The sequence below is a fragment of the Vibrio sp. FE10 genome, assembly GCF_030297155.1.
Classification (GTDB): Bacteria; Pseudomonadota; Gammaproteobacteria; order Enterobacterales; family Vibrionaceae; genus Vibrio; species Vibrio apostichopi.
The window spans coordinates 355,225-379,093 of record NZ_AP028067.1 but is presented as its reverse complement, the minus strand read 5'-3'; the positions used below and the strand labels follow the sequence as shown (position 1 = coordinate 379,093).

Here is a 23,869-nt window from a genome sequence, read left to right as displayed (position 1 = left end):
AGAAATCCGAATTTAGCCGCATATAAACTGACTCGCCTCTAACGACTATTCCGCTAATTTTCTCAGTTTTTCTGGTAACTGAAATTCACCCGAGCTACGCGAAAGCTCGCTTACTATTGGTGAATCTAGTGGCCCTTTTACTGAGTAATTGACTTGAGTAAAGACCTCAACAACTGGTGAAATAACCGTGGTCACCGCCAATACATACAGCGCCGTTTGTGGGGTTACCGCAAACGCCGTTAATACAGGGATTCCTGACGTGATATCTGGAGTGAAGTTAACCTCAGCATCGACCTGACGAGTATTTAGATTCGCGATACCTTTGATCTTCATCTCACCGGCAACCGCATCCATGTTAAGATCATTGGTTAAGAAGATACCATTTTGGATTTCGCCAGTACCCGTAATACTGTTGAATGCCATGCCTTTATCAAACACATCAGAGAAATCGAGCTGCATCTTACGGATAATCGAATCTAGACTAAACAGGCCAAGCAATCGAGCGGCGCCACTCACGTCCGAGATGATGCCTTTACCCAACTTGGTTTTAACGTTGCCGTCAATGGTATCCATCTGAATACCCCACGGAGAGCCATCCCACTCAAGCTGACCTTCCAATGCAAAAGGTGCTTTTTGAATCCCTGAAGTAATACCGAAGCGCTCCATTAACTCACTGTTATTTTCACCTTCGACATCAATAGATAACGATGAATGACTCTTGTCACCATTCAGTGCCCACCAGCCGCTCACATCGGCTTTATTGTTTCCGCTTCGGACTTGAATCTTGTTCCACTCAATACGATCGTCTTGCCTTGCTAACTCAACATCGACCTTACCGACTTTATAGCCTTGCAGCCAAAAATCGTTCAGTGTGAGCTTAAGATTAGGCATCGCATCATAGATCTTTTTATCGAGTTCAGAGATCAATGGTGCTTCTTGTTCTTTTCGTTGCAGCAGTTGCTCTTGATTTTTCTTGTCACTCCATTCAGGGACGAACAAATGCAGACGATCCAGAGACACCGTTAAGTCGTAAGGGGGCAAATAATTGATATCCCCTTCGATCTCTTGGCTAGTCACTTCCATTTGCCAAGCATCTTTGTTCTTACGAGCACTAAAATCGACGTCATTCCAAGCTATGCCACCTAAGATCAGCTCTTTACTCTCAAAAGTAATACGGCTAGGCGCAGGAATGGTTGGCGTGTTCATTTGACTAAGCACTGCTGTTGATGGCTTCACAGGTTCCATCACAACCGATAACCAATCATCGGCATTAAATTTGTCGGTACGAATTAGGGCATGATGTCCAACAACAGGGCTAATTTTATAACCACCACGGCCCAGCACTAAATTGGTTGCCGTGAGTTTTGGAACCTCACCCGTAATATCAATTTCAGCTTGATACTTGGTATTCGGCAATTGCAGACGCGCAGTAATGGCTTCTTGGTTACCTGAGGCTTGCAGCCGAGCAGAACCACTCTCCAAGGATTTTTTCGCCAAGGGATAAGGGTAATCACTGGCTAAATACTTAAGATCTGACTGTAAGTCTAACTGGTAGCTAAAACCTATATCGTTAAGTTGAATATCAATCTGGCTTTGCCATTGCGCATGACCCGACAAGCGACTCAACCACTGTTCGCCAATATAAGGCTCTAGAGGTTTCACGTCCCAGTCACCTAAAACATCGATATCAACCGCATAACCTGGGCCGTCATTAAGGCCTTTAAAATCAACAGAGATACCTTGTTTTAGTAAGTCAGCGGATAAACCATTCGCCGTGATGACATCATTATCAAACTCGATACGTCCGGTGGTGTTTTCGAGCACCATTGGCGGCGCTTCAATCTCAACATGGTTATCTTTGAGATCGGCATAGCCCCACGCTCTTGGCTCTTTTTCGGAATCAAAAGGAATATTGAGTTGGAATTCAGACGATACATCACCACTCACTTGCAGCGCCGTTAAGGCAGCACCGACAGAGTCGACCAAAGGCGAGGCCGTCATATAATCACGAACCGCATTACCCGAAGCGGTCGCTTTTGCTTCAATCTCGATGTGACCGCCTTCCCCTAAATAAGGAATACGCCCAGTAATACGGTCAGCCGTTACGTCCATCAATTGAGCAGAGCGCGAATCAAGGTGCATTGCATCATTTTCAAACAGGAGATCAAGCTGAAGATCGGTAATCAGTGGCCATCCAGTATCAAAACTGAACTTCGCATTTTCTAGGCCAACCCAAACTTGGAAGATCCCATCATGGTTAGTGTATGGGTATTGACCCAGTTCGCCGTGCCATAACAGTTTCACCGTATCGGCCTTACCCGCTTGAATTGCAGTAGAAAGGTAATCTGTTAGATCTTGTCCAAGTGCCAACGTCGGTAAATAACGCCAAGTTTCACCCACATTGTAAGCGTCCGCTTCACCGTAGAAAGACAAGAATGGGCTCGCATCATTAGGGAAGTCCAAACGAAATGCACCCAAAACTTGTAAGTCTGGCGTTGCTGCTGTGATTTTATCAGACCAAAGCTTCCAGCCGTTTTCATCTTGCTGCCAAACAATATCAACCTGACCTTGTCTGATATTGAGAGGCGCTTGGAATACATCTCCATAAGGGAACACATCATCAATAACATGAAGGCTCGCTTTCGCTTGTGACACAGAACCAAACACACTGCCTGAAACTTGGCTAAAGCCCGGAACTAATTCCCATTGCTCGATGGCAAGATCACTAAAACTCGCTGAATAACGTAAGCTTTCGATGCCAGAGTCCATTGAGACCCGAATATCTGAAACGGATCCACCTGGCTTCAATGAATTAATCATTTGGGTGGATTGCTCGGAGTCCGGCATTAGCTTAATGAGCGGAGTAATTGCCTCAATATTCAGTTCAGAGACATTCAGTTGCCACGGGCCTTTATCCCATTTGAAGGCAATATCTAACTCAGGCCAAGGCGTATCATCCGTTCTAAGGTTAAGTGAGTGACCATTCACTTGCCATCCATCATCAATGGGAGACAACTTAAAGACACCTGATTCAAGCATCAAGTCATGCTGGCCATCTTCGTTCCAACTCAATTCCGAAGGCAACACTTCTACATAAGCATTTACCGGCTTACTGTTTTGCAAGGTAACCCAACTGTTCAGGCTCACCGTGCCCGTTTCTATGCCGGACTCAGCCTGCATGTAACGAGTTAGCCATGGTTTAACCGAGATGTTGTCTGCACTCACATAGAACTCACCGGTTACGTCGGTTAATGAGCCACCATCGATAAAGTTAGCACTTACTGACAACGAGTTAAGATTGGCATCTTTAATGCTCACCACGCCTTCCGCAAGGTGGTGTTTACCTGAGTTTTTCCACTTTAAGGTTTCAATATCGAGTTGGCGTTCTTCATCAGAGATGGTTCGATACAAAAGTGAGGAGTCTTTCGCGGTCACATCCACTAGCGTTTTGAGGAGCAAGTTGTCCAGCTCTTGCATAACCCGCTTTGAGGAGCCCGATTCTTTAGGTTTACCTTTGCCGTTCTGACCCGCAAACAGATCGATCGAACGTATATCCAGATACATTCGATTCATGACAAGGTCGGCAACAACAGGACGCATCTGTACCAGAGATTGAATCAAGTCAAATTCAACTTCGACACGTTCTACAGAGAAAGTCACATCTTCAGCATTAGGAAGACGGGCTTGAACGCCTTGCAGCGCGATAGAGGGATGGGTGTTACGCCAAAATCCACCCACATCTTGAATAGAAAATTCAAAACCAGAATGTTGGTTTACCCAAAGCTCAATTTCAGATTGATACTTATTTAAATTGGGTAAGGCGACACGCAGTGTAGTAACAGCAATGGCTAGCGTTACTAAGAGAGTAACCACTAACCACAGACACGTACGTAAAATCAGAGTAACACTAGAACTCACAAAATATCCATTACATCATAACGACATCAAACTGCTCTTGTATGTACAGAGGCTCAGCCTGAATTTTCACTTGTTTACCAATAAAGACTTCAAGCTCTGCAAGCGCATGAGACTCTTCACCCTCTAATGCCTCGGCAACCGCTGCTGCCGCATAAACCACGAACTTATCCGCATCGTACGCACGATTTACGCGAGTAATTTCTCGAAGTATTTCATAACAAACGGTTTCAACTGTCTTCACACTGCCACGACCTTCACAGGCAGGACAGCTAGAACACAGAATATGCTCAATACTTTCACGAGTACGTTTACGAGTCATCTCAACCAAACCAAGCTGTGTGAAGCCATTAATGTTAGTTTTCACACGGTCTTTATCGAGCGCCGCTTCTAAAGAAGTTAGTACTCGCTTACGGTGTTCTTCAGACAACATATCAATAAAGTCGATAATGATGATGCCGCCTAAATTACGCAGGCGAAGTTGACGAGCAATCGCTTGTGTCGCTTCTACGTTGGTATTGAAAATCGTTTCTTCTAAATTACGACGACCAACAAAGGCACCAGTATTGATGTCGACGGTTGTCATCGCTTCTGTTTGGTCGATAATCAGATACCCACCAGACTTCAACTCTACTTTACGATCCAGTGAACGTTGAATTTCATTCTCAGTGTCGTACATATCGAAGATCGGTTTGTCACCTTCATACAGCTCAAGCTTATCGGTAAGCTCAGGTACGTACTCCGAAGTAAACTCTTTCAGGTTCTCAAATTCTAGTCGAGAATCGACCTGAATCTTACTCAGCTCAGTGCCCACAAAATCACGCAAGATACGCTGACTTAAGCACAACTCACCATATAAGCGTGTGCGAGCCTTATGCTTACCACGACGCTCTAATACTTTGAGCCACAAACGCTTCAAGAAAGCAGCGTCTTGCTCAAGCTCATTAAAATCAGCACCTTCAGCGGCAGTACGGATGATAAAGCCACCGTGCTCATCACAGTAACGAGATACGGCTTTTTTAAGACGATTACGTTCTGATTCGCTTTCGATACGCTGGGAAACACCTACATGACTGGCTCCCGGCATAAACACCAAGTAACGAGATGGTAAAGTGATATCAGTGGTTAAACGCGCGCCTTTTGTTCCAAGAGGATCTTTAACAACCTGAACCACAATATCCTGACCTTGACGAACAAGCTCAGAAATATCACGTACCTGAAACTGCTTCTTTTCATTTTCTGCAACACATTCAGTGTGCGGAACAATGTCTGAGGCATGTAAAAATGCTGCTTTCTCAAGGCCTATATCCACAAATGCAGCCTGCATTCCAGGAAGAACACGGCTTACACGTCCTTTATAGATATTTCCTACGATACCGCGTCGAGCATCTCGTTCGACATGGATCTCTTGAAGAGCTCCCCCTTCAATCATGGCCACACGAGTTTCACTCGGGGTCACGTTCAGCAACAATTCAGCACTCATGGTGCACCTCAGATTAGTAATTATAAGAATTCTTGCAGTAGCTGGTCCGTTTCAAATAAAGGTAAGCCGACAACGGCGTAATAACTACCTTCAATTCGGGTGACAAAACGTCCACCCAAACCTTGAATCCCATAGCTACCGGCTTTATCGCATGGCTCCCCTGTTTGCCAGTATTGTTCTATTTCTTTTTCACTGAGGGGTTTAAACCATACGTCGGTAATAATGATTTCTGTTTTTTGTTTTTTTTCCGAAACGACAGAGACTGCCGTCATCACTTGATGACGTTCATCTGCTAATTGAGTAAGCATACGCTTAGAATCAGCAAGATCCGCAGGCTTCTCGAGCACTTGCCCTTGGCTGACCACGACAGTATCAGAGCCAAGGACTACTATTTCAGAGTCAAGAGCTACGATATCTGAGCCAACAGCCGCAATATTAGAGCCTAGAGCGACATTGTCAGAACTAGAAACTACAGTATCAGAACCAGTAACGACATGCTGCTTTTCAGAAGAATTCTCTGTTAATAAAGATAACGCTGCTAAGGCTTTATCTAAAGATAGACGTTGAACGTACTCTTCGGCGGTTTCTTGGGCGTGTTTACACTCTTCTACATCGGTCACGAGGACAGAAAACTCATAACCAAGTTGGGATAGCAATTCTTTGCGGCGTGGTGAGCCGGATGCCAAAACTAAATGTTTCTTTTCCATTGTCATATTACCTCACATGCCAATGGCGACGGACTCGTCTCATTAATAAAAACATCCACGGCCAAAGTATACAGTTAATCAATGCGCTCCATAGCGATAATGGATTAAAAACGACATCTTGAATCAAATATTCACCAAAGAAGATCAATACTTCAAACAATACCGTTAAAGCCGCGATGATCATGGCTTGTTGCCACAACGCCATGTTGCGGATCACGAGGAAGTTGAGTGCAATAATGTACATCACGATTGCCATCATCATCCCACGAATGCCTAACGTAGAACCGATCAAAAGATCCCACAATAGGCCTAGAATCAACGCACTACCCACGTTAACACGGTGAGGAAGAGCAAGAACCCAGTAACAGGTAACCAGCAATAGCCAAGACGGCCTGAATAGATCCAAACTACCAGGCCAAGGGATCGTCTGCAGAATAAGCGCGATCAAAAATGAGCAACCAATTACTACCTTGCTTCTTAAAACGCTATTGGCCATCTTCGCCCTCTAACAATGCTTGTTCTATGCTGGATTGATCCGCTTGCATCTGTTTGTTTTCGTCTGGCCATACAAGCAGCAAGTATCTGAGCTTATCAAACTCAACGACTGGTTCTGCTTTAATAACGGCGAACTCACGTTTCGGGTCGTAATCAACCGCAGAAACATAAGCCACTGGATAACCTTCTGGATATACCCCACCCAAACCAGAGGTCACAAGTAGATCTTCTTCTTGAATATCGGTACTGGTTGGAATGTGTTCTAGCTGAATCTCATCAATGTTGCCATTACCCGAAGCAATCACACGAATGTCGTTACGAATAACCTGCACGGGAATCGCATTGTTGGCATCAGTGAGTAGAAGGACACGGCTATTATGAGCAGCAACAAAGGTAACTTGACCGACAATGCCTTTCTCGTTAATCACCGGTTGACCCTCATATACTCCATCAATCAAGCCTTTATCGATCACAACTTGATGACGATACGGTGAAGTATCAACGGCCATAACTTCTGTGACGACTTTCTTTTCATCACGGATAAACGGAGAGCCCAATAGCTTACGAAGGCGCTTGTTTTCCTCTTGATATTGCTCAAGCAGAATCAGCTCGCTCTTCAGACGCAAGACTTCTCGTTTAATATTATGGTTGGATTCGATTAGCCCTTTGCGAGTGCTAAAACGGTCGTATACACCATCGAACATAGTGCGAGGCAAGTTGGCTGCATACTGGATAGGCGCAACCATGCTGTTCAATAGATAGCGGACATTTGAGAAAGCATCTAAACGACTATCAGCCAGCATAAGGCTGGCTGATAAAATTACAGCAAAAAACAGGCGCAATTGTAGAGAGGGACCTCTACCAAAAATTGGCTTCATTCTATATTTGGTCCTAGAGCTACATTTGATCCTATAGACAAGGTCCTAGGCTCTTTACATAAAATCTAGATAAGAAAAGAGCCTAACACTAGATATTATTCTTCGCTGAACAGATCGCCGCCGTGCATGTCGATCATCTCTAGGGCTTTACCGCCACCTAGAGCAACACACGTTAGTGGCTCTTCTGCAACAACAACAGGGATACCTGTTTCTTCTGTTAGCAGACGATCAAGGTCTTTAAGTAGTGCACCACCACCGGTTAGTACCATACCGTTTTCTGAGATATCAGAAGCTAGCTCTGGCGGACACTGTTCAAGTGCAACCATTACTGCAGATACGATGCCAGATAGAGGCTCTTGAAGTGCTTCAAGGATTTCGTTTGAGTTTAGGCTAAAGCTACGAGGAACACCTTCTGCAAGGTTACGACCGCGAACTTCGATCTCTTGCACGTCATCGCCAGGGTAAGCTGAACCGATTTCGTGTTTGATCTTCTCTGCTGTCGCTTCACCGATCAAGCTGCCGTAGTTACGACGAACGTAGTTGATGATTGCTTCATCAAAACGGTCACCACCGATACGAACAGAAGACGAGTAAACCACACCATTCAGTGAGATAACCGCAACTTCAGTAGTACCACCACCGATATCAACCACCATTGAACCTGTTGGCTCAGATACACGTAGGCCAGCACCAATCGCAGCAGCCATAGGCTCATCGATTAGGTAAACCTCACGAGCACCAGCACCTAGCGCTGATTCACGGATAGCACGACGCTCAACCTGAGTTGAACCACAAGGTACACAAACCAAAACACGAGGGCTTGGTTTAAGCACACTGTTATCATGCACTTGCTTAATAAAGTGCTGAAGCATTTTTTCGGTTACGTAAAAGTCAGCAATTACACCGTCTTTCATTGGGCGGATCGCTGAAATGTTACCAGGCGTACGACCAAGCATTTGCTTAGCAGCGTGACCAACCGCAGCGACACTCTTTGCAGACCCCGTACGATCTTGGCGAATAGCGACAACGGAAGGCTCATCAAGAACGATGCCTTGGCCTTTTACATATATAAGGGTATTGGCTGTACCTAAATCAATCGATAGGTCGTTTGAAAACATGCCACGAAGTTTTTTAAACATATTCTTCGCTCATCCTGCAAGAATTAGAAGACAAAAATTGCACTAAATGTACCAATGCCTTGCTGTCACGGCAAGGCATTGAAGTATAAACATGGACTGAAACCCGCAATTTCTTACAGATTCCTAACTTAAGGGGCAAAAATTATATTTTTACTGACCTGTTAAACCACTTTCACCTCGGTAAATCACACGATCGTTACCGCGATAGATACCAAATGTGACGACGGTAGATGGGTCTTCGTCGCCTAACTGTCGCCAGTTGTAGCGCAGCCATGGTTGCTCTTGATCGCTACCTAAGCAGGTAATAGGGTTTTCACCAGTTTTAGTGGTTGGTTCTGAGTCATCCATTCTTAACCACAAGCGGACTTGTTCACGAGGTGCATCTGTACCAGAAGGCGTGTTTTGGTTCGCTGTGACGTTTTCCTCTCCATCATCTACGCTGTCACTGCCGTTAAGCGAAGCTAACGTGGTTGTCGCACTGTCGCTATGCCAGATCACTTGTTTACAAGAATTAGCCCCATTGAATGTGCTACGGTCATCATCCTCGTTAACAACAAACTCACTACCATCCCAGAACTCAGCTCGAAGTGGGATAGTTAAGGTAGTACCGGAATTGCCACCAATGTCGTCAAGGGCCATTCGACCATATCGGGCGGGCGGTTGAATTGGGAAAGCTGCCGAATCAGTAACAGGGTCAGAATCAGTAAATGAAACAGGGTCTGTTCCAGTTATCGTCAAACCGAAGTTGGTCGTAGTAGAGTTCGCGTCCGAAGTATTGAAAGGTGTATCTCTGCGGCTAACACCATCTGAATCCACAACTCGTTGAAGCTCAGCTGCATTGTCATTCAACAACCAATGCTTACGATCATTAGACCAAGTGCCTGCCTCAGTATCCAGCAAGAACCCATTATCGACAGCTGTATCATCTAGAACACCAAAATTGGCTTGTAGGCTCGGGGCAAAGAATTGATAGTTGTTAAGCGCGTTACCAACACTGCTTTCACCTGATGCCATTGGGTACACTTGATGCACAGTTGAGTCGTAAGGTTGACCTAAATAAGCAATGTCGTTTTGATTAGCGACATTCCATTCAGGGTTCTCTTGTAGGAAGTATTTCGGATAGAAGCGGCCAATTGATTTACTACCAGAGAAGCCACCAAGGATGCTCCCGTAGAAGCTGCCAGTTTCAGTTGCAATGAAGTTAAAGCTACCCGCTTCTGAGTATTTTAAGTTTTTAAATTTATAGCCATTATCAACGAGTGATATATCCGAGCTAGATTGAGTAAGTTGATTGCTTGGTTCTAAACTCCCAAGTACTGCGCCAGTATTGCTTGGCGTATCCAGAGTATAAGTCGCAACGACAGCACCAGAGGACAGCAAATAGTTTTGTGTTACCAAGCTATTGTTACACGTAGGGTTAGCGTTACTCGAGAATCGAATTGGTTTAGCAAACACGTCAAACTCTTCCCCCGCTGCAACAAACGCATTCCCACCACTGCTGTTACCATCAGAATTGCTGTCCGTACAAATCGCAAAGTGCCAAGGACGAGAATTCACCAAGAAACTTCCAGAGAGTTTATCAACGCCACTTTCAGGACAACCTGATATTTCACTACAATCAAAACTACTGTCAATCAGCGTTACTTTAAACTGGCCAGCCTCTTGAATAGAAAGAGTATCGGTTGTCTCTCCTTTATCACTCGTATCAAAATCCGGTGTGTAATCGAGTAAGCTTATCGCATCATCACCGCTCACTGGTTGGACGATATCTAAACTCACAGTAGGCGTACCCACATAATCTTGTGACAACGACGAATCTTGCGCATTACAAGAAGACACTTTTGCCGTCACTGAGTAATCCATACCAGCCACAACAAATTGCTCATCTACATCGAACTTATAAGGCACAAAGTTAATTTGTGATGCAGCCGTTTCCAAGTCGCCATCCCAAGTACCACTGACATCATAACCCTCTAATTTAGAAGAAGATAAGTACAAAGTTTTTTCCCCATTCACAAAGTGACTTTGGTAGTCCCCAGTGGATGTAGAACAACTGCTTCCATTCTCACCTTCACACCACTTCCCAGTAGAGTTTGGTGTATGTGATGCAGTGAAACTATCTTGAACGGTATTAATCACATTGCCATCATCATCCACGACTTTGAATTCAACCTCAGCGACCTCACAAGTCAGAACGTGCGAGTATTTTGGGGTTACGACAAGAGAGCCTGTTGGGAGTGGAGGAAGCGGACAGCTATAGTCAGGCTTATTAATAACTAAACCACTCTGCGAAACAACGCTCGCTGCAGTAACTGCGCCTTCTACTGTAAGTAAGTTTGGAAGGTTAAGTGTTTTTGCTAAAATAAAGCCTCTAAAGTTTCCTTTCAGCTGTACAGTTGCATCTGGAGCATAAATAATTGGGTATGCGTTCTCATTAACAATATCTACGCTATTACTAAATTTAAAACTTGTGACTACATTTATTTTAGAGCTATTTTCAAATATAAAATCACTTTGGTTTGTATCAGAAGCTAAAAAGTTATTAAAAGTTACTGATGATTGTTCAGGAATAATTAAGACTAAACCACTACCATTTGATATTTCAAAATCATCAATATATAACCCATCCTTTAAGTGGACCCTTATTTCTGGATACTCATTGCCTAAATCATTTATATATAGTCGTTTCAAGTCTTCATTGATATACACATTAGCATTAGCTCCTGCTAACTCAAATGAACACAAGTTTGACGCATCACATCTGGACTTGATGTTTTTATCAATAGCCAGAGTTTCTGTTACAGAACGACTCGGAACATTAGGCAACAAATTATGGTCAATCTTTCGTCGGTTTAGTTGACTATCTTCATTCCCTACAGCACAACCTAAATCATCTCCACAGACATCATGGTTGTACATTTGATTTGTACCTCCTTCTAAATCAAATCCGACTAAAAGCAAACTCTCGGGATCAGGATTAGATGGGCTCCAAGATCGATCATTTTCAATTGAAAAAGCATCAAGATAATCGGGAGACCAGCCATTGAAAGCTGTGACACCCCCATTATTAATAATCAATGAACTCTCAACCCCTGTCCAACTTTGGATAGGCTCAGGGAACAAGTTACATACGTTAACCGGAATCTCGACCTCAGGAATTTCAAACGCAAAATACCCAACAGATTCATACGCGCCATGTTTACGAGTGCTAAGAGAAGTAGCATCTTCATCAAATGCAAACGTAAATTGGGATTCCCCACCATTAACGTACTGTTTGCAGTATCGCAACCACCCACCATCACCACCATTTCGGGTTTGCTTATTCGCAATAACACCAAATTTATTGAAGCTTTGATGTAGTGATATTTCATTATTCAGGCATGACCATCCAATAGATTTATCTGGCTCTATTTCAGTTTTTTGATTGTACGTACCTGGCGCTTGATAAAACTCGATTTTCGATGATTGAGAGTCATCTTGGCCTGAGAAAGTAGGGACAGCTAAATAAGCGATTTGCTTAGCTGAAGAAGTAGGCCCTTGTCGACCACGCTCTAAAGCAAGCTTGAATTTTTGGTTAGTTAAACCAGAGATAGCTGTTGTTGCCCAATCTCGGTCCTTGCCCTGAACTTGAGCCATGATCACAGGGTTTGCAATATCACCTCCCTGATATGAGACAGTTTCCCAATCAGAACTGCCACAGGCATTGCCTTTACATTGAGCCTTAGAAGTTATGATGTTTCCAGCTTCACCATAAACCTTGGAACCATTGTGATCGTAAAACGTTAACCTTCCGGGCTCGGTAACAAAATAATAAATTGGCGACATTCGATCTGTGGAGCTATAACTCTCAGCCGATTCACTTTCAATTGTTACGCCTTTCTTCGAATCCCAAATAGTCGCAACACTAGCCTTTGTTGGTACGCTATTGACAATGTCGTCAGGGTTAATGGTCGACATTAAGAAAACAATCGGATTCTCATATTTATTCTGGAATAACAAGTTACAACCATGAGTACAATCCATCCCTTCAATAGAGCCAAATTCATAAGATACGTCTTCTAACTCAGGTGGAGGAGTTGGCTCTTTGTCACCAGTAGCACATTCAACCTCTGCATTATCTCCAGATATCTGCAGTGTTCCATTACCACCATTAATTGATATTTGTGTAGAGGAAACAAATCGATAACCCAAACCTGTATCAAGCTTATATACTAACTCACCGCTCTTACCGTTATTCTGAGTTGGCCGATAAATCAATAAGCCTTTTTCCCCAGGAATAACCGTGGAATCTACAATTTCAGCCCAACTCCACCAAACACTAGACCAAAGTGCGACTATCGAATTATTGGAAGTAAAACTTATGGTTAGATTTTTGGGGTTAGGTACCGTAAAAGCAACAGAAAAACCATCCTGTCTTTTTAAATCACTACATTGTTCAGGTGAGAAATCATCAGCTATCGCAACAAAAGAGGTTCCACATAAAGCAACAATGATTGCACATAACTTCAAAAAGTTAACATCACAACGAGTAATGTTCTTAATGGTTCTAAAAAGAACAACCCAAAATTCCATACTCACTCCTTCACCCAAACTTCTTGAATACGCTGTACTTGATTGATACCCGAGCCACAAATGGCTGTTGATTCAATTTTGAAAAAGCCAACACCATCTAGCACACCGATCTGACTGCAAGTTAATTCATCGACGGTACAAATAGTCGACATACCACCACTTAATTGATTTGAATTTAAGTTGCTACACACTGTACTAACACTTGTTGAAACCGCGGGAGATACAGTCAAAGGGTAAACTTGAGTAAGTGCCCACTCATTTGCAGAATGCGCTAAAAGCCAAGCCTGAGTTCCCAGTTGTTTACGTGTCAATGTATCGTGATTTGACCACTGAACTTGCACTAAAGAAGTCGCTAAGAAGCCCATCACCACAATAACAAAGACTGCGACGACCAAAACACTACCTTGCTGAGATGATTTTCTATGGCGCATTGAGTACCTGCACATCTTGTTGGTAAACACTTACTTCGTTATTTTGTTCAAGTACAAGGTCAATGTGTATCACACCACCTCTTTGTAAGCTTGGCTCTTCGTAACGAAAATTACTTTCCGCATAACTAATACTATCCGCTACAGTGACTCCATTGCGTTGAATTAGGCCTTGATTCTGAACGGTATCATTCACTAAACAGTAACTTACTAAAGCTCTGTCATCATAAATATAGTGACGTTCAGCCTTCGAACGACTCTCTAAAGTCACTGAGGATGCGGTAAAAACATTATTCGTAGAAACTAACCCTGAGACCGAAATCCGTTTAGTCGAACCAGCTCCTAGTTCGGAGTAATTCGTTGGATTAATAATTAGATAATCATCGGCGTCGAGTATTGGAGAGTCTTGCCCGATAATAAAATTGAGCTCATTGGTCGCTTCATCTAAATGATAAAAGCCCGAATACTTGATTGGATAGAACGTTAAACACTTTTGCGTATAAGCAGAGACAGGCGCGATGCTTGTATCAAAGCTATTGGGAACTGCATGACTGATCTCTCGCGACATTTTTTCTACAACAAACTGTCCTTTAACCTGAACCTTTTGTCGGTCAATTGTTTCAACATAGCCTTTCATGCCATATTCAACAAAACCGGCAATCGCTAGGCCAATAACAGCAACTACAACGATCGTTACTATCATCTCTATCAGAGTAAAACCACGCTGCTTCATTAGTAATTACCCTTATAAGCGATCACGCTGTAGCGGTTATTACCACCAAAGATCTGTACTTCAACGCGCTTCATCGTGCCAATCGCATTATCATTAACCCCATCCACGTTTTGATCGTAAAACACAGAAACTTCAACCCGAAAATTGGCATAACTGCCTTCAATGTTTTCATCTAGGATATTAGCGAGCGGATACTTCGTCGATGAGACACACGCTGACTCGGTGGTATCGGTATACCAACAACCAATATAGTCATCGACATCATTAAAAGCAGCAGGCGCAGACTCTGACCCATCCACTCCGAGGTCATTGGGAGCAGAACAAGCGGTCGCACCTGCATCCCCACAGCGCACCAGACCACCATCAAAGTCGCTATGCTCATCAAAGCCACGAGCTAAAATTTGATTCATCAAACTTTGGCCTAACGCGACTGAGCGGTTTTGATACTGTGGGTCGGCAGAACTTGCCACTTGTGGTGCTAAAAAACTGGTAATCGTGACCATCGCAATACCCAGTACGATAATCACAACAATACTTTCAATCAGTGTAAAGCCACGTGAACGAATCATAAACACGCCCCTTCACGAACATAACCTTGAGAGTTAATACAGACTTGGGCGCTATTATTTGAAGTGGTGGAGTTAATAGTAATATTAATCCCAGCGCTCACCGAAGGATTACCCAATAAATCAAAGTCGATAATGGTATTCGTTGGAGAAAATGAAATATCGGACTCACGTACATAGTCACTACGCGCATCAGCTTGTGATTTTTGAGCGCTATTCGATAGGTTTAGACTGCATGCCGTAACTGAACCTAGACAATCACTATTGATAGCAAGACGAAAACTGTCATTAGCAGCGGAAACATTCGATTGCATTCGATTAACTTGGATTTGACGGATAACAGAGATGGCCTGCTCTTGTGCAGCAAAGGTAGAAAAGCTAGAAGTGCCAACGAAGCGACTTGCGGCAAAGGTAGAAACAATACCGAGGATAATGATAACGATGATCAGCTCTACCAGAGTAAAGCCTTTGGGTATGGGGCTGTTATCCATAATGAGCCTCTAACTGTATAGCGAATACTGATTATACAAGATAACGAATGTAGTGATCTTATGTATATGAATAGTTTTAATATTTGTGTGTTTTGGATAGAAAAAAGGCCAGCAGGAGCTGGCCTTAAAATAACAATTTATCTTACTGACAAACTTTAGCATTACCCGTAGAAACACCATCTACAACACGTGCAGTTGCTTGTGCTGCAGACGTAGCTGCAGTGTAACGCACACATTGAGTAGTGTAACCAGTTAGACCGTAGTCTACAGTCGCCCCTTCGGTTGCGGCAGTACCAGCTTTCAAGACAACAAAGCCATCTAGGTCTGTTGCAGCACCAATACCTGCAGATGTTGCTTCAGGGTAACCATAAACGGTTTGGATCGTCGTGTTCCCTTCTGAAACAGCTGAATCGGCAATCGCTTCAACACCATCAATAGCGGCCTTACCAAAAGTGATTCCTGCTGCACCATTCATTGCTCCAGCTAAACCTTGAAGTGCAGATTCTTTCGCATCATCTTGCAGGTTTAGGAAACGTGGTGCCGCAGTTACAGCAAGAATACCTAGAATAACAATTACAACCACTAGTTCGATTAGGGTGAAACCGCCTTGTCTTTTCATAGTTAAGCTCTCTCTATGTTTAATTTTACGCAGACTTACTGCAAAGTTACGGTCACACGACCAGTTTTAATTTCGTAAACGAATTGGTGTTCGGTACTACCTTCTAATTGAATGTAAGTACACGTTGCATCACCAGAATTCGCTTGCGCTGAATATTTGTAATTTGAGTCACTAGCAACAACTGAGACTTCACCAACTTTAGGTGGATTTTGCAGCAAGTTTTCCATCAGTTCAGAACATGTTTTATCTGAAATATCTTGCGGTGCGGTGCTAGAATTATTATTCAAAGTCCATGGATAGCCGTCTCGAAAGTCGGTATCTTCGTTGTTACTGTTCTTTGATCTTGTTAACCAAAAATCAACACCATCATAATTTACAGTATTGTATGTTTCAACACCTATCTTCTCTGATGGTCGCGCTTCTGCTTCCCACTGTGCTCTCGCCGACAAAACTGCCGTTGCAAAACCACCAGCGACGCCTTCAATACTTGATTTCTTGGCTTCATCTGTCACATCGAGAAAACGAGGTAAAGCGGCTACCGCCAATAAACCAACGACCACGATCACTATGACTAATTCGACAAGGGAGAAACCCTTTTGATTCTTAAGCATTTTCTACCTACTCATCTAATTATTAACGCGCATTATACATTCGCGCTCGTATAAAACCATACAAAAACTGTCAATATTTTCACAAAGCCAAAATATTGGCTTTGACACTGAACCTTTCTTTCTTGAGCAATATATCTATCTGATACTTATCACTATAATGATAACTACAATGAAACTGTATGTTATCACTTTTATCTTCAACACTTGGAGAGCTTAGCCCTAAAATGCTCCCTTGTGGATATAATTGATCCAGCCAATAATTGCAGTTTCGTTCCGAGTCTTGGAGCGGCATTATCCACCCTGTTCTACTGTAAATTTTTGGTGATTCCGAATCATCTTCTCGCTTAGTACCCTTTAACAAATACTGTTGCTTGAAACGATTGGCTCGCTCTAGCATTTGCTTACTCGCCACGATAAATGCCGTGTTAGTCGCTTCCTCTTCGACCGTTTTCGATGCAGAAAGTAGGCCTACAATCAGAAAAAGAATAACCACACTCCAAATAACAAAACGTGAGCGCTGTAGGTTATTTAGCATTCCCTAACCTTTGATTGCATCCAGCATTCCCCACATAGGTAAGAAAATACCTAGCGCTAAAATCAGCACCATACCCGCAACTACCGTCAACAGAATAGGTTCAATTCTGGCCGTTAAAGTCTTCAGATCGTAATCGACTTCTCGATCATAAAAATCAGCCACTTCAAGCAGCAACTCATCAATACGACCTGTCTCTTCACCCACTGAAATCATTTGTATCACGAGCGGTGTGAAAATTTCGCTGTTGATCGCGGTAGATGAAACGGTACTACCCGCTTCTATTGCCGATTTCATGGCTTGAACTCGCAATTCTAGAAAGCGATTGTCCAAAGCCTCAGCCGATAACGCTAATGATTGGTTAAGTGGTACTCCCGCTTTAAGCATCAGAGCGAAAGTACGAGAAAAACGCGACAATAGCGCTCGATTCACAACTCCACCAATAACCGGCATTTTTAAACGCAACCTATCCCACTTTTCCAATCCTTTGTCGGTTTTTACCCATGCCTTAAAAGCAAAGATAAGACCGAAAATAACCGCGAGCATCAAACCCCAATAATTCACAAAGAACTCGGACATACCAATCAAGATACGAGTTGGCAGTGGCAGATCGACACCAAAGCGCGCGAACATACTAGAAAATTGTGGGATAACCTTGATGTTCAGAATGAACATCGCAATCAAAATAAAGCTGATAACAAAGGTTGGGTAACGCATTGCGGTCTTGATTCGCTTACGAGTCTCAACTTCCTGTTCATAGTACCCAGCCAGTTGTAACAAAGCTTGGTCTAAACGACCTGTGTTTTCACCAACACCGATCATCGATACAAATAATGGACTGAACACTTTTGGGTGCATCTGCATCGACGCCGATAGTCCACGACCATTGGTTAATTCTGCAACCACCTCTTCTAAAGCCGCTTTCAACTGTTTGTTTTCACAGTTTTGGGTTAGGCCTTTCATCGACCTCAACAATGGAACGCCCGCTTTAGTGAGGCTGTATAACTGTCGGCAAAACAGAACTAAGACTTCTAGAGGCACATTAGGAGAAAACAGGCTAGATACATCCATATCTAACACTGACCCGCCACTTTTCCCCAATTTGATAGAGGTAGGAATGATCCCCTTGCTCATCAAGCTTTCAGCAGCAAGATCTTCGTTATTCGCATCCAACTGACCAGTCACTTGACTGCCATCAGAACTGCGACCTACATAACGATACGTTGGCATACTAGTCTACCCTTACAGATAAATTGGATCAGTTGCACCGGAGGCATCGCCTTCACCAAGGTGCATGATCTCATCGAGGCTCACGACACCTTGCAAAGCCAGTTCCATCGCAGAAGCCAATAACGGTTTGTAATTGTCAGACTGTCTCGCTGTTTGAGCGAAACCAACCGCGTCATTAGCTCTGAGTGCATCCATCATGTTTTGTTCTAGCTCTAGCATTTCAAAAACACCAATACGTCCGCGGTAACCCGTCAAATTACAGTTCTGACAACCACGTCCCTTCATGAAAGGTACATCGACTTGATTTGGAAAACGTACACTCAGCCACTGCTTACGAGGCTCATCGAGTTCATCATCGACCTTACAATCAGTACACACTTTACGAACTAATCGCTGTGCGACAACCGCTCTCACAGCACTTGCCACGAGATAACCGGGAGCCCCCATGTCCATCATACGCAGTGCGCTATCTACTGCATCGTTGGTATGGAGCGTACTTAATACTAAGTGGCCGGTTAATGCAGCCCTTAAGCCAATCTCAACGGTTTCGTGATCACGCATCTCACCAATAAGAATGATATCGGGATCCTGACGTAGGAAGGTTCTCAATACCGTCGAGAAGTCGAGGTTGATCTTAGGGTTTACTTGAACCTGGTTTACGCGAGGAAGGCGGTATTCGACCGGATCCTCCGCAGTAATGATCTTTTTGCCCGGTTCGTTTAATTCACTTAACGCGCCATATAAGGTCGTCGTTTTACCTGAACCTGTTGGGCCAGTTACCAAGATCATGCCATGAGGACGGCGTAATTGTTGGCGAAGACGAACAAGAAGATCGTTAGGGATACCTGAAGCTTCTAGCTTACGGAGGCCTGCTGATTGGTTAAGCAAACGCATCACCACAGACTCACCATGCTGTACCGGCATGGTCGACATACGAATATCGACAGACTGTCCTTTCGCTCGAATATTGAAACGACCATCTTGAGGCAGACGTTTCTCAGAAATATCCAAGTTTGCCATCAACTTTAAGCGCAGCACCAAAGCAGAGGCAATATTCACTTCATTCAAAAGCGTTTCATGCAGCACACCATCAATACGCTGACGAAGACGTAATACATTAGAGTCTGGTTCGATATGGATATCGGAAGCGCCGACTTGAATTGCATCTTCAAACAAGGAGTTGATGAGTTTAACAACCGTCACCTCATCGCTGTCTTCACCTGCAATATCAAAATCAAAGGCATCATTAACTTGGTGTTCGGCGTGTAACTGCTCGGCAAAAGAAGCAATCTCTTTGGTTCGACGGTAATAACGGTCAAAACCATCGACTAACTGTCTCTCTTGAGCGACAACAAATTCAAGTGCGTAATCGCCTAGTTGACCCAGTAATGATTCCTGAGCAAACAGATCAGCTGGATCACTCATTGCAACACGCAAGGTATCGCCTTGACGACCAATCACCAACGCACGAAGGCGACGAGCATGTACCTCGGGTAAAAGCTGAACCGCTTCTACATCGACCACAGCTCGACTTAAATCAATCAGAGGAATCGCTAGCTGCTGAGACAAAAAGCTCAGCATCTGCTGTTCAGACAAGAAGCCAAGTTCAATCAAGGCATCGCCAAGCTTGCGCCCGGTACTTTTCTGAGCGGCCAATGCTTGTGCAACCTGAGCCTCGGTAATGATGCCTTCTTCTACGAGCAAATCACCAAGTCGCTTTCTTAATCTAATTTGCATCGTCGTTCTCCTCTAAGGCATCGATTATTTTTAATCTATCGCGGACAAAGTTTTGCGATTGAGATGAAATACCAACTCGAGTTAAAGCGCCTTGGTATGACTCTTTAGCGGCACTAAAATCAAGCTGTCGCTCTTGTTGAATCGCAAGACCTAGCCACCAGCGAGCATTGGCTGAATCGACTTCGACCAACTTTTGGTAACTCTCTAAGGCAATCTCTTCTTGTTGTGATTTTTGACTCAAAGCCGCACGCATTGCTAAATAATCTTTGGACGGATTGGGCGGTAAATGTACTAATGGACTCAAGGCGGCTTCCGCTTGATTCGCTTTGACGAGCAATTTTGATAAACCAAGACGTAGCTTTTCACTATTGGTATTCAGCTTGATTCCGGATTGATAAAGCTCATAGGCTTTACGAGTATCACCCTTACCAAAATAGAGAATCGCAAGTTTCTGGCGAACATCCTCATTCCTAGGGGTGTAACGCAGAGCTTCGGTATAGCCTTTTAGAGCCCCAGCAAGATCGTTCGCATCGAGAGCTTTCTGAGCTCGGCCTACTGCATTATCGGATAGCTGTTGAGAAGTCAGCTCAATCTGCTCGATCAACATGCCATTGCCAGCTGAATTTTCTGCTGCTGCAGGCGTTTCTACACTCGCTTGCTCATTGAGTGACGAAGACTTTTGTTTCGATACGCTTGCCACATAAATCGGCTCTTGAGGAGCGACTTTTAACGCTTTAGGGGCATTTGACTGTTCCGCGACACTGGTCGTTTTAGCTTTTATTGACTGGTCTACTCGCGACTTAGCGGCTATAGATTGAGTTGTTACGGATGGTTGAGGTTTTTGAACCATAGAATGAGATGTCACTGACGTAAGTTCAGAATCGACATCAACCAGTTTTTGAGTTGGAGACAAAGGCATCGCTGGCGTAACAACACGATTAACTTGCCCCGAACTATCAACAAGCGACACCTCTACCTGTGGAGCACTTACTGAAATGGGGTTATCAAGTTTAGGGGCTTGAGACACCGCCCAACCGCCCATTGCCAAACTTAAGGTAAAACCACCCACAACCCAAACCAATGGCGAGCGCGTTTTGACTTTAGGCACAACAGCCGCTTCTATCGATGTTGTTGATTCTTTCTTTGCCAACTCAGACAAGGCGTTATTAATGACGCTCATAATTAATTCCAACCCCACAGTATTGGCGTTTTAAATTTAGGCTTACATACATCGTATGTCTCGTGCATTGCAGCAAATAGGTGTTGGTTTTCAAGCGTTTTTTTATCTTCGCTAAACGAAAGCAACAAGGCTTTGTGACACAACTGATTAATCAACCTTGGAATTCCTAGAGAAGAGCGCCAGATTGCTTTTTTATGATTCAAACTAAATAGGTTTTGATTGCCACCCGACTTGGCTATTCGGTTATCGATATAAGCTACCGCTTCATCAAGATTAAGCGGCCTTAGAGTTGAGCTAAAACTGATTCTTTGACGAAATTGCCTAAGGTGGTAAGCCTCTAAGCGGATATCCAATTCAGGCTGTCCGAGTAACACTATCTGTAATAATTTCTTATCTTCTGTCTCTAAATTACCGAACAACCTTAATGTTTCGAGTGCCTCATCCGATAGAGCTTGAGCTTCATCGATTATCGCGACGACTCTTAGCCCCGAGCTGTGCAACCCAATCAATTTATGCTGAATGCTATCGACTAAGGTCGCTTCGTTCTCAACCACAACATCCAGCTCTTTAGCGACTGCTTGACGCAAGTCAGCACCAGATAGCATTGGGTTGGGAAGGTAGATTAGCGCAGTACAGTCTTGTAGATGGTTCACCAACATTCGGCATACCATCGTTTTTCCCGTACCGACCTCACCAGTAACCTTGATCACGCCCTCACCCATCTCTAACGCCGAGATAACCGTTTGAATCGCCTCAAAGTGAGGCGCTAAACCATAAAAGAAGTCGGTATTTGGCGTTAAAGTAAACGGCAGTTGTTCAAAGCCAAAATGAGCTTGATACATAAGGTGACCTACCTTAATTCAGCGCTGCCAATCTACATGGAGACGATGAGTATCTACTCTTCATCAGGGAACCATTCTTGTAGAAGGTCTCGAGAACGCTCCAACTCAGACTGCCAAGTATTGACGCCCACAATGGTCGGTTTCAATAAGATCACAAGCTCAGTTTTTTGAGTTAATTGACTGGTGTTACGGAACAAGTGACCGAGCGCTGGGATATCACCAAGGAATGGGACTTTAGAGGTCACATCACTGGTATTTGATTTCATTAATCCACCAATCACAACCACATCGCCATCTTTTGCACGAATCACTGAGTCAGACTCACGAATAGAGCTTTTAGCTAAAGGAAGCTGCACCAAGCCCGTTGTTGAACCTAGGTTGAGCTCTTTCACTTCTTCCTCTACCTCAATAACGGCAGGGTGAACATGTAAGAATACGCTACCTTTATCATCTATCTGAGGAGTCACATCCAAAGAGATGCCAGAGAAGAATGGAGTCAGCTCGACTTCAGGAGCAACATTCGCATTATCACCACTGCCAACCGAACTTGATAAATCTGTTACGTAATACTCATCAGTACCCACTTTGATAACCGCTTTTTGGTTATTCGCCGCCGTTACTCGCGGGCTCGATAGAACATTCAAATCACCTTGGGTATCCATAAAGCTCAAAACCGCTTCAAAGCTGCCATCTGAAATAGTTACGTTGGTTTGTCCGCCTAACAAAGAGCTGATTGCATCTAAAGGAGGCAATGTTCCACCAGGTCGGTCAATTACAACACCGCCGCTACCAATCGACTTAGATAAATTGGACCAGCTAATCCCCTGTTGGTAGCCATCACTCAAGGTCACTTCCATGATTTTGGCTTCTAAGATAACTTGGCGCTGCAAACGTTTCTGAGAAATGCCTAAAAACTCTCGAACTTCACGAATTTCATCAGGGTAAGCACGTACCGTAATTACACTGGCTTGTGGGGTAACCACGACACTTTGTCCTTCACCAGATCCGATTAGGTGAGCAACTGCAGCCTCAAGCTGTGGCCAAAAATCACTTTCAGATGTCGTTTCAATTTCTGTTCCGCCATTCGACGTCGAATTCGATGAATTGGACGAATTAGAAGAGTTAGATGAATTCGACGAGTTTGAGTTCGAATTTGAAGAGCTTGAAGAGTTAGAGTCTGAGTTAGAGATCGTGCCGGTGGTAATCGTCGTTAATGAGCGACCAGAACGCTTCACTTGTAAGTAATCGACAGGAATCGTTACCGTTCGAAGACCTGCAGGATAAACCTGAATCACTTTGCCACGCTTCTCAATATCGTAGCCATACATATCTTGAGCAACAGCCAACACTTCATCTAACGTCACATCGGTTAGATTCAACGTAAGGTTTCCAGCCACGCTTGGGTGAATAGCAGCACTGTATTCAGTCCCTTTGACTAAGCTAGCAAAGAAGGTTCTTGCTTCGACACCGTTCGCCTGAATACGAAAGCGCTTAACCGTTTCCATACTCGGAGACATAGAGTCTGAATCAAGTTGTGGCATGAGGTCATCTTGAACCGATGAAGGAAGCTCATGAAGTGCTTTACTATTCGCTTCATTAATGGATTCGTTCAAAGACTCTTTTATCTCAACAGGGTCACGATGCCCCATTGAACAACCGACTAAAGATGACACTAGAATTGCTACTACAAGTTTACGCATGTCTTCACTCA

19 protein-coding genes are annotated in these 23,869 nt (G+C 43.8%); all 19 read right to left on the bottom strand.

The annotated features are described in order from the left end of the window. Nucleotides 1-45 precede the first annotated feature (45 nt). The gene (locus QUF19_RS01785; RefSeq protein ID WP_286295499.1) at nt 46-3,918 is read right to left on the bottom strand and encodes a YhdP family protein; all 3,873 of its coding nucleotides are present in this window, start codon (nt 3,916-3,918) and stop codon (nt 46-48) included. A 10-nt stretch (nt 3,919-3,928) separates the two neighbouring features. After that, complete coding sequence (gene rng / locus QUF19_RS01780) at nt 3,929-5,398, bottom strand: ribonuclease G (protein WP_102434607.1); 1,470 nt, start codon at nt 5,396-5,398, stop codon at nt 3,929-3,931. Between the two features lie 20 nt (nt 5,399-5,418). After that, nucleotides 5,419-6,105, bottom strand: a complete 687-nt coding sequence (locus QUF19_RS01775; RefSeq protein WP_286295497.1) for a Maf family nucleotide pyrophosphatase — start codon at nt 6,103-6,105, stop codon at nt 5,419-5,421. Between the two features lie 7 nt (nt 6,106-6,112). Beyond that, entirely contained in the window at nt 6,113-6,601 is a 489-nt protein-coding gene (gene mreD / locus QUF19_RS01770; RefSeq protein ID WP_010434372.1) for a rod shape-determining protein MreD, read from the bottom strand. After that, a complete protein-coding gene (gene mreC, locus QUF19_RS01765) occupies nt 6,591-7,478 on the bottom strand; it encodes a rod shape-determining protein MreC (protein WP_102434606.1) in 888 nt (295 codons plus the stop codon). Before mreC ends, mreD begins: the two co-directional genes overlap by 11 nt. Nucleotides 7,479-7,573: 95 nt before the next feature. Continuing rightward, the gene (locus QUF19_RS01760; RefSeq protein WP_102434605.1) at nt 7,574-8,617 is read right to left on the bottom strand and encodes a rod shape-determining protein; all 1,044 of its coding nucleotides are present in this window, start codon (nt 8,615-8,617) and stop codon (nt 7,574-7,576) included. Between the two features lie 150 nt (nt 8,618-8,767). Further along, complete coding sequence (locus QUF19_RS01755) at nt 8,768-13,189, bottom strand: DUF6701 domain-containing protein (protein ID WP_286295496.1); 4,422 nt, start codon at nt 13,187-13,189, stop codon at nt 8,768-8,770. Between the two features lie 2 nt (nt 13,190-13,191). Then, a complete protein-coding gene (locus tag QUF19_RS01750; protein WP_286295495.1) occupies nt 13,192-13,620 on the bottom strand; it encodes an MSHA biogenesis protein MshP in 429 nt (142 codons plus the stop codon). Beyond that, nucleotides 13,610-14,350 carry a prepilin-type N-terminal cleavage/methylation domain-containing protein gene (locus QUF19_RS01745; RefSeq protein WP_286295494.1) on the bottom strand — a complete coding sequence of 247 codons (741 nt, stop codon included), beginning with the start codon at nt 14,348-14,350 and terminating at the stop codon, nt 13,610-13,612. The genes QUF19_RS01750 and QUF19_RS01745 overlap by 11 nt, the downstream gene beginning before the upstream one ends. Beyond that, the gene (locus QUF19_RS01740) at nt 14,350-14,919 is read right to left on the bottom strand and encodes a type IV pilus modification PilV family protein (protein ID WP_286295493.1); all 570 of its coding nucleotides are present in this window, start codon (nt 14,917-14,919) and stop codon (nt 14,350-14,352) included. The genes QUF19_RS01745 and QUF19_RS01740 overlap by 1 nt, the downstream gene beginning before the upstream one ends. Further along, nucleotides 14,916-15,407 (bottom strand): prepilin-type N-terminal cleavage/methylation domain-containing protein, encoded by a 492-nt coding sequence (locus QUF19_RS01735; RefSeq protein WP_286295492.1) that lies wholly within the window; start codon nt 15,405-15,407, stop codon nt 14,916-14,918. Before QUF19_RS01735 ends, QUF19_RS01740 begins: the two co-directional genes overlap by 4 nt. Before the next feature lie 142 nt (nt 15,408-15,549). Then, entirely contained in the window at nt 15,550-16,026 is a 477-nt protein-coding gene (locus tag QUF19_RS01730) for a type II secretion system protein (RefSeq protein ID WP_017086987.1), read from the bottom strand. Between the two features lie 35 nt (nt 16,027-16,061). After that, nucleotides 16,062-16,637, bottom strand: coding sequence for a prepilin-type N-terminal cleavage/methylation domain-containing protein (locus QUF19_RS01725; protein ID WP_286295490.1), 576 nt, complete (start codon nt 16,635-16,637; stop codon nt 16,062-16,064). 79 nt (nt 16,638-16,716) lie between these two features. After that, nucleotides 16,717-17,172: an MSHA biogenesis protein MshF gene (locus QUF19_RS01720; protein WP_286295489.1), complete on the bottom strand. Its 456-nt coding sequence runs from the start codon at nt 17,170-17,172 to the stop codon at nt 16,717-16,719. Nucleotides 17,173-17,175: 3 nt separating this feature from the next. Next, complete coding sequence (locus QUF19_RS01715; protein WP_102434596.1) at nt 17,176-18,399, bottom strand: type II secretion system F family protein; 1,224 nt, start codon at nt 18,397-18,399, stop codon at nt 17,176-17,178. 12 nt (nt 18,400-18,411) lie between these two features. Next, the gene (mshE, locus tag QUF19_RS01710; protein ID WP_102311266.1) at nt 18,412-20,136 is read right to left on the bottom strand and encodes an MSHA fimbrial ATPase MshE; all 1,725 of its coding nucleotides are present in this window, start codon (nt 20,134-20,136) and stop codon (nt 18,412-18,414) included. Beyond that, nucleotides 20,126-21,316 (bottom strand): tetratricopeptide repeat protein, encoded by a 1,191-nt coding sequence (locus tag QUF19_RS01705; RefSeq protein WP_286295488.1) that lies wholly within the window; start codon nt 21,314-21,316, stop codon nt 20,126-20,128. The genes mshE and QUF19_RS01705 overlap by 11 nt, the downstream gene beginning before the upstream one ends. Before the next feature lie 2 nt (nt 21,317-21,318). Beyond that, a complete protein-coding gene (locus QUF19_RS01700; protein WP_286295487.1) occupies nt 21,319-22,158 on the bottom strand; it encodes an ExeA family protein in 840 nt (279 codons plus the stop codon). Nucleotides 22,159-22,211: 53 nt separating this feature from the next. After that, nucleotides 22,212-23,858, bottom strand: a complete 1,647-nt coding sequence (mshL, locus tag QUF19_RS01695) for a pilus (MSHA type) biogenesis protein MshL (protein ID WP_286295485.1) — start codon at nt 23,856-23,858, stop codon at nt 22,212-22,214. Between the last annotated feature and the right edge of the window lie 11 nt (nt 23,859-23,869).

Coding starts and splice junctions, on each gene's coding strand:
- QUF19_RS01775 (WP_286295497.1), bottom strand. CDS start 6,105: ATGGAAAAGAAACATTTAGTTTTGGCATCCGGCTCACCACGCCGCAAA.
- QUF19_RS01755 (WP_286295496.1), bottom strand. CDS start 13,189: ATGGAATTTTGGGTTGTTCTTTTTAGAACCATTAAGAACATTACTCGT.
- mreC (WP_102434606.1), bottom strand. CDS start 7,478: ATGAAGCCAATTTTTGGTAGAGGTCCCTCTCTACAATTGCGCCTGTTT.
- mshE (WP_102311266.1), bottom strand. CDS start 20,136: ATGCAAATTAGATTAAGAAAGCGACTTGGTGATTTGCTCGTAGAAGAA.
- QUF19_RS01745 (WP_286295494.1), bottom strand. CDS start 14,350: ATGAAGCAGCGTGGTTTTACTCTGATAGAGATGATAGTAACGATCGTT.
- mshL (WP_286295485.1), bottom strand. CDS start 23,858: ATGCGTAAACTTGTAGTAGCAATTCTAGTGTCATCTTTAGTCGGTTGT.
- QUF19_RS01715 (WP_102434596.1), bottom strand. CDS start 18,399: ATGCCAACGTATCGTTATGTAGGTCGCAGTTCTGATGGCAGTCAAGTG.
- QUF19_RS01725 (WP_286295490.1), bottom strand. CDS start 16,637: ATGCTTAAGAATCAAAAGGGTTTCTCCCTTGTCGAATTAGTCATAGTG.
- QUF19_RS01735 (WP_286295492.1), bottom strand. CDS start 15,407: ATGGATAACAGCCCCATACCCAAAGGCTTTACTCTGGTAGAGCTGATC.
- mreD (WP_010434372.1), bottom strand. CDS start 6,601: ATGGCCAATAGCGTTTTAAGAAGCAAGGTAGTAATTGGTTGCTCATTT.
- QUF19_RS01750 (WP_286295495.1), bottom strand. CDS start 13,620: ATGCGCCATAGAAAATCATCTCAGCAAGGTAGTGTTTTGGTCGTCGCA.
- rng (WP_102434607.1), bottom strand. CDS start 5,398: ATGAGTGCTGAATTGTTGCTGAACGTGACCCCGAGTGAAACTCGTGTG.
- QUF19_RS01720 (WP_286295489.1), bottom strand. CDS start 17,172: ATGCTAAATAACCTACAGCGCTCACGTTTTGTTATTTGGAGTGTGGTT.
- QUF19_RS01730 (WP_017086987.1), bottom strand. CDS start 16,026: ATGAAAAGACAAGGCGGTTTCACCCTAATCGAACTAGTGGTTGTAATT.
- QUF19_RS01740 (WP_286295493.1), bottom strand. CDS start 14,919: ATGATTCGTTCACGTGGCTTTACACTGATTGAAAGTATTGTTGTGATT.
- QUF19_RS01705 (WP_286295488.1), bottom strand. CDS start 21,316: ATGAGCGTCATTAATAACGCCTTGTCTGAGTTGGCAAAGAAAGAATCA.
- QUF19_RS01760 (WP_102434605.1), bottom strand. CDS start 8,617: ATGTTTAAAAAACTTCGTGGCATGTTTTCAAACGACCTATCGATTGAT.
- QUF19_RS01700 (WP_286295487.1), bottom strand. CDS start 22,158: ATGTATCAAGCTCATTTTGGCTTTGAACAACTGCCGTTTACTTTAACG.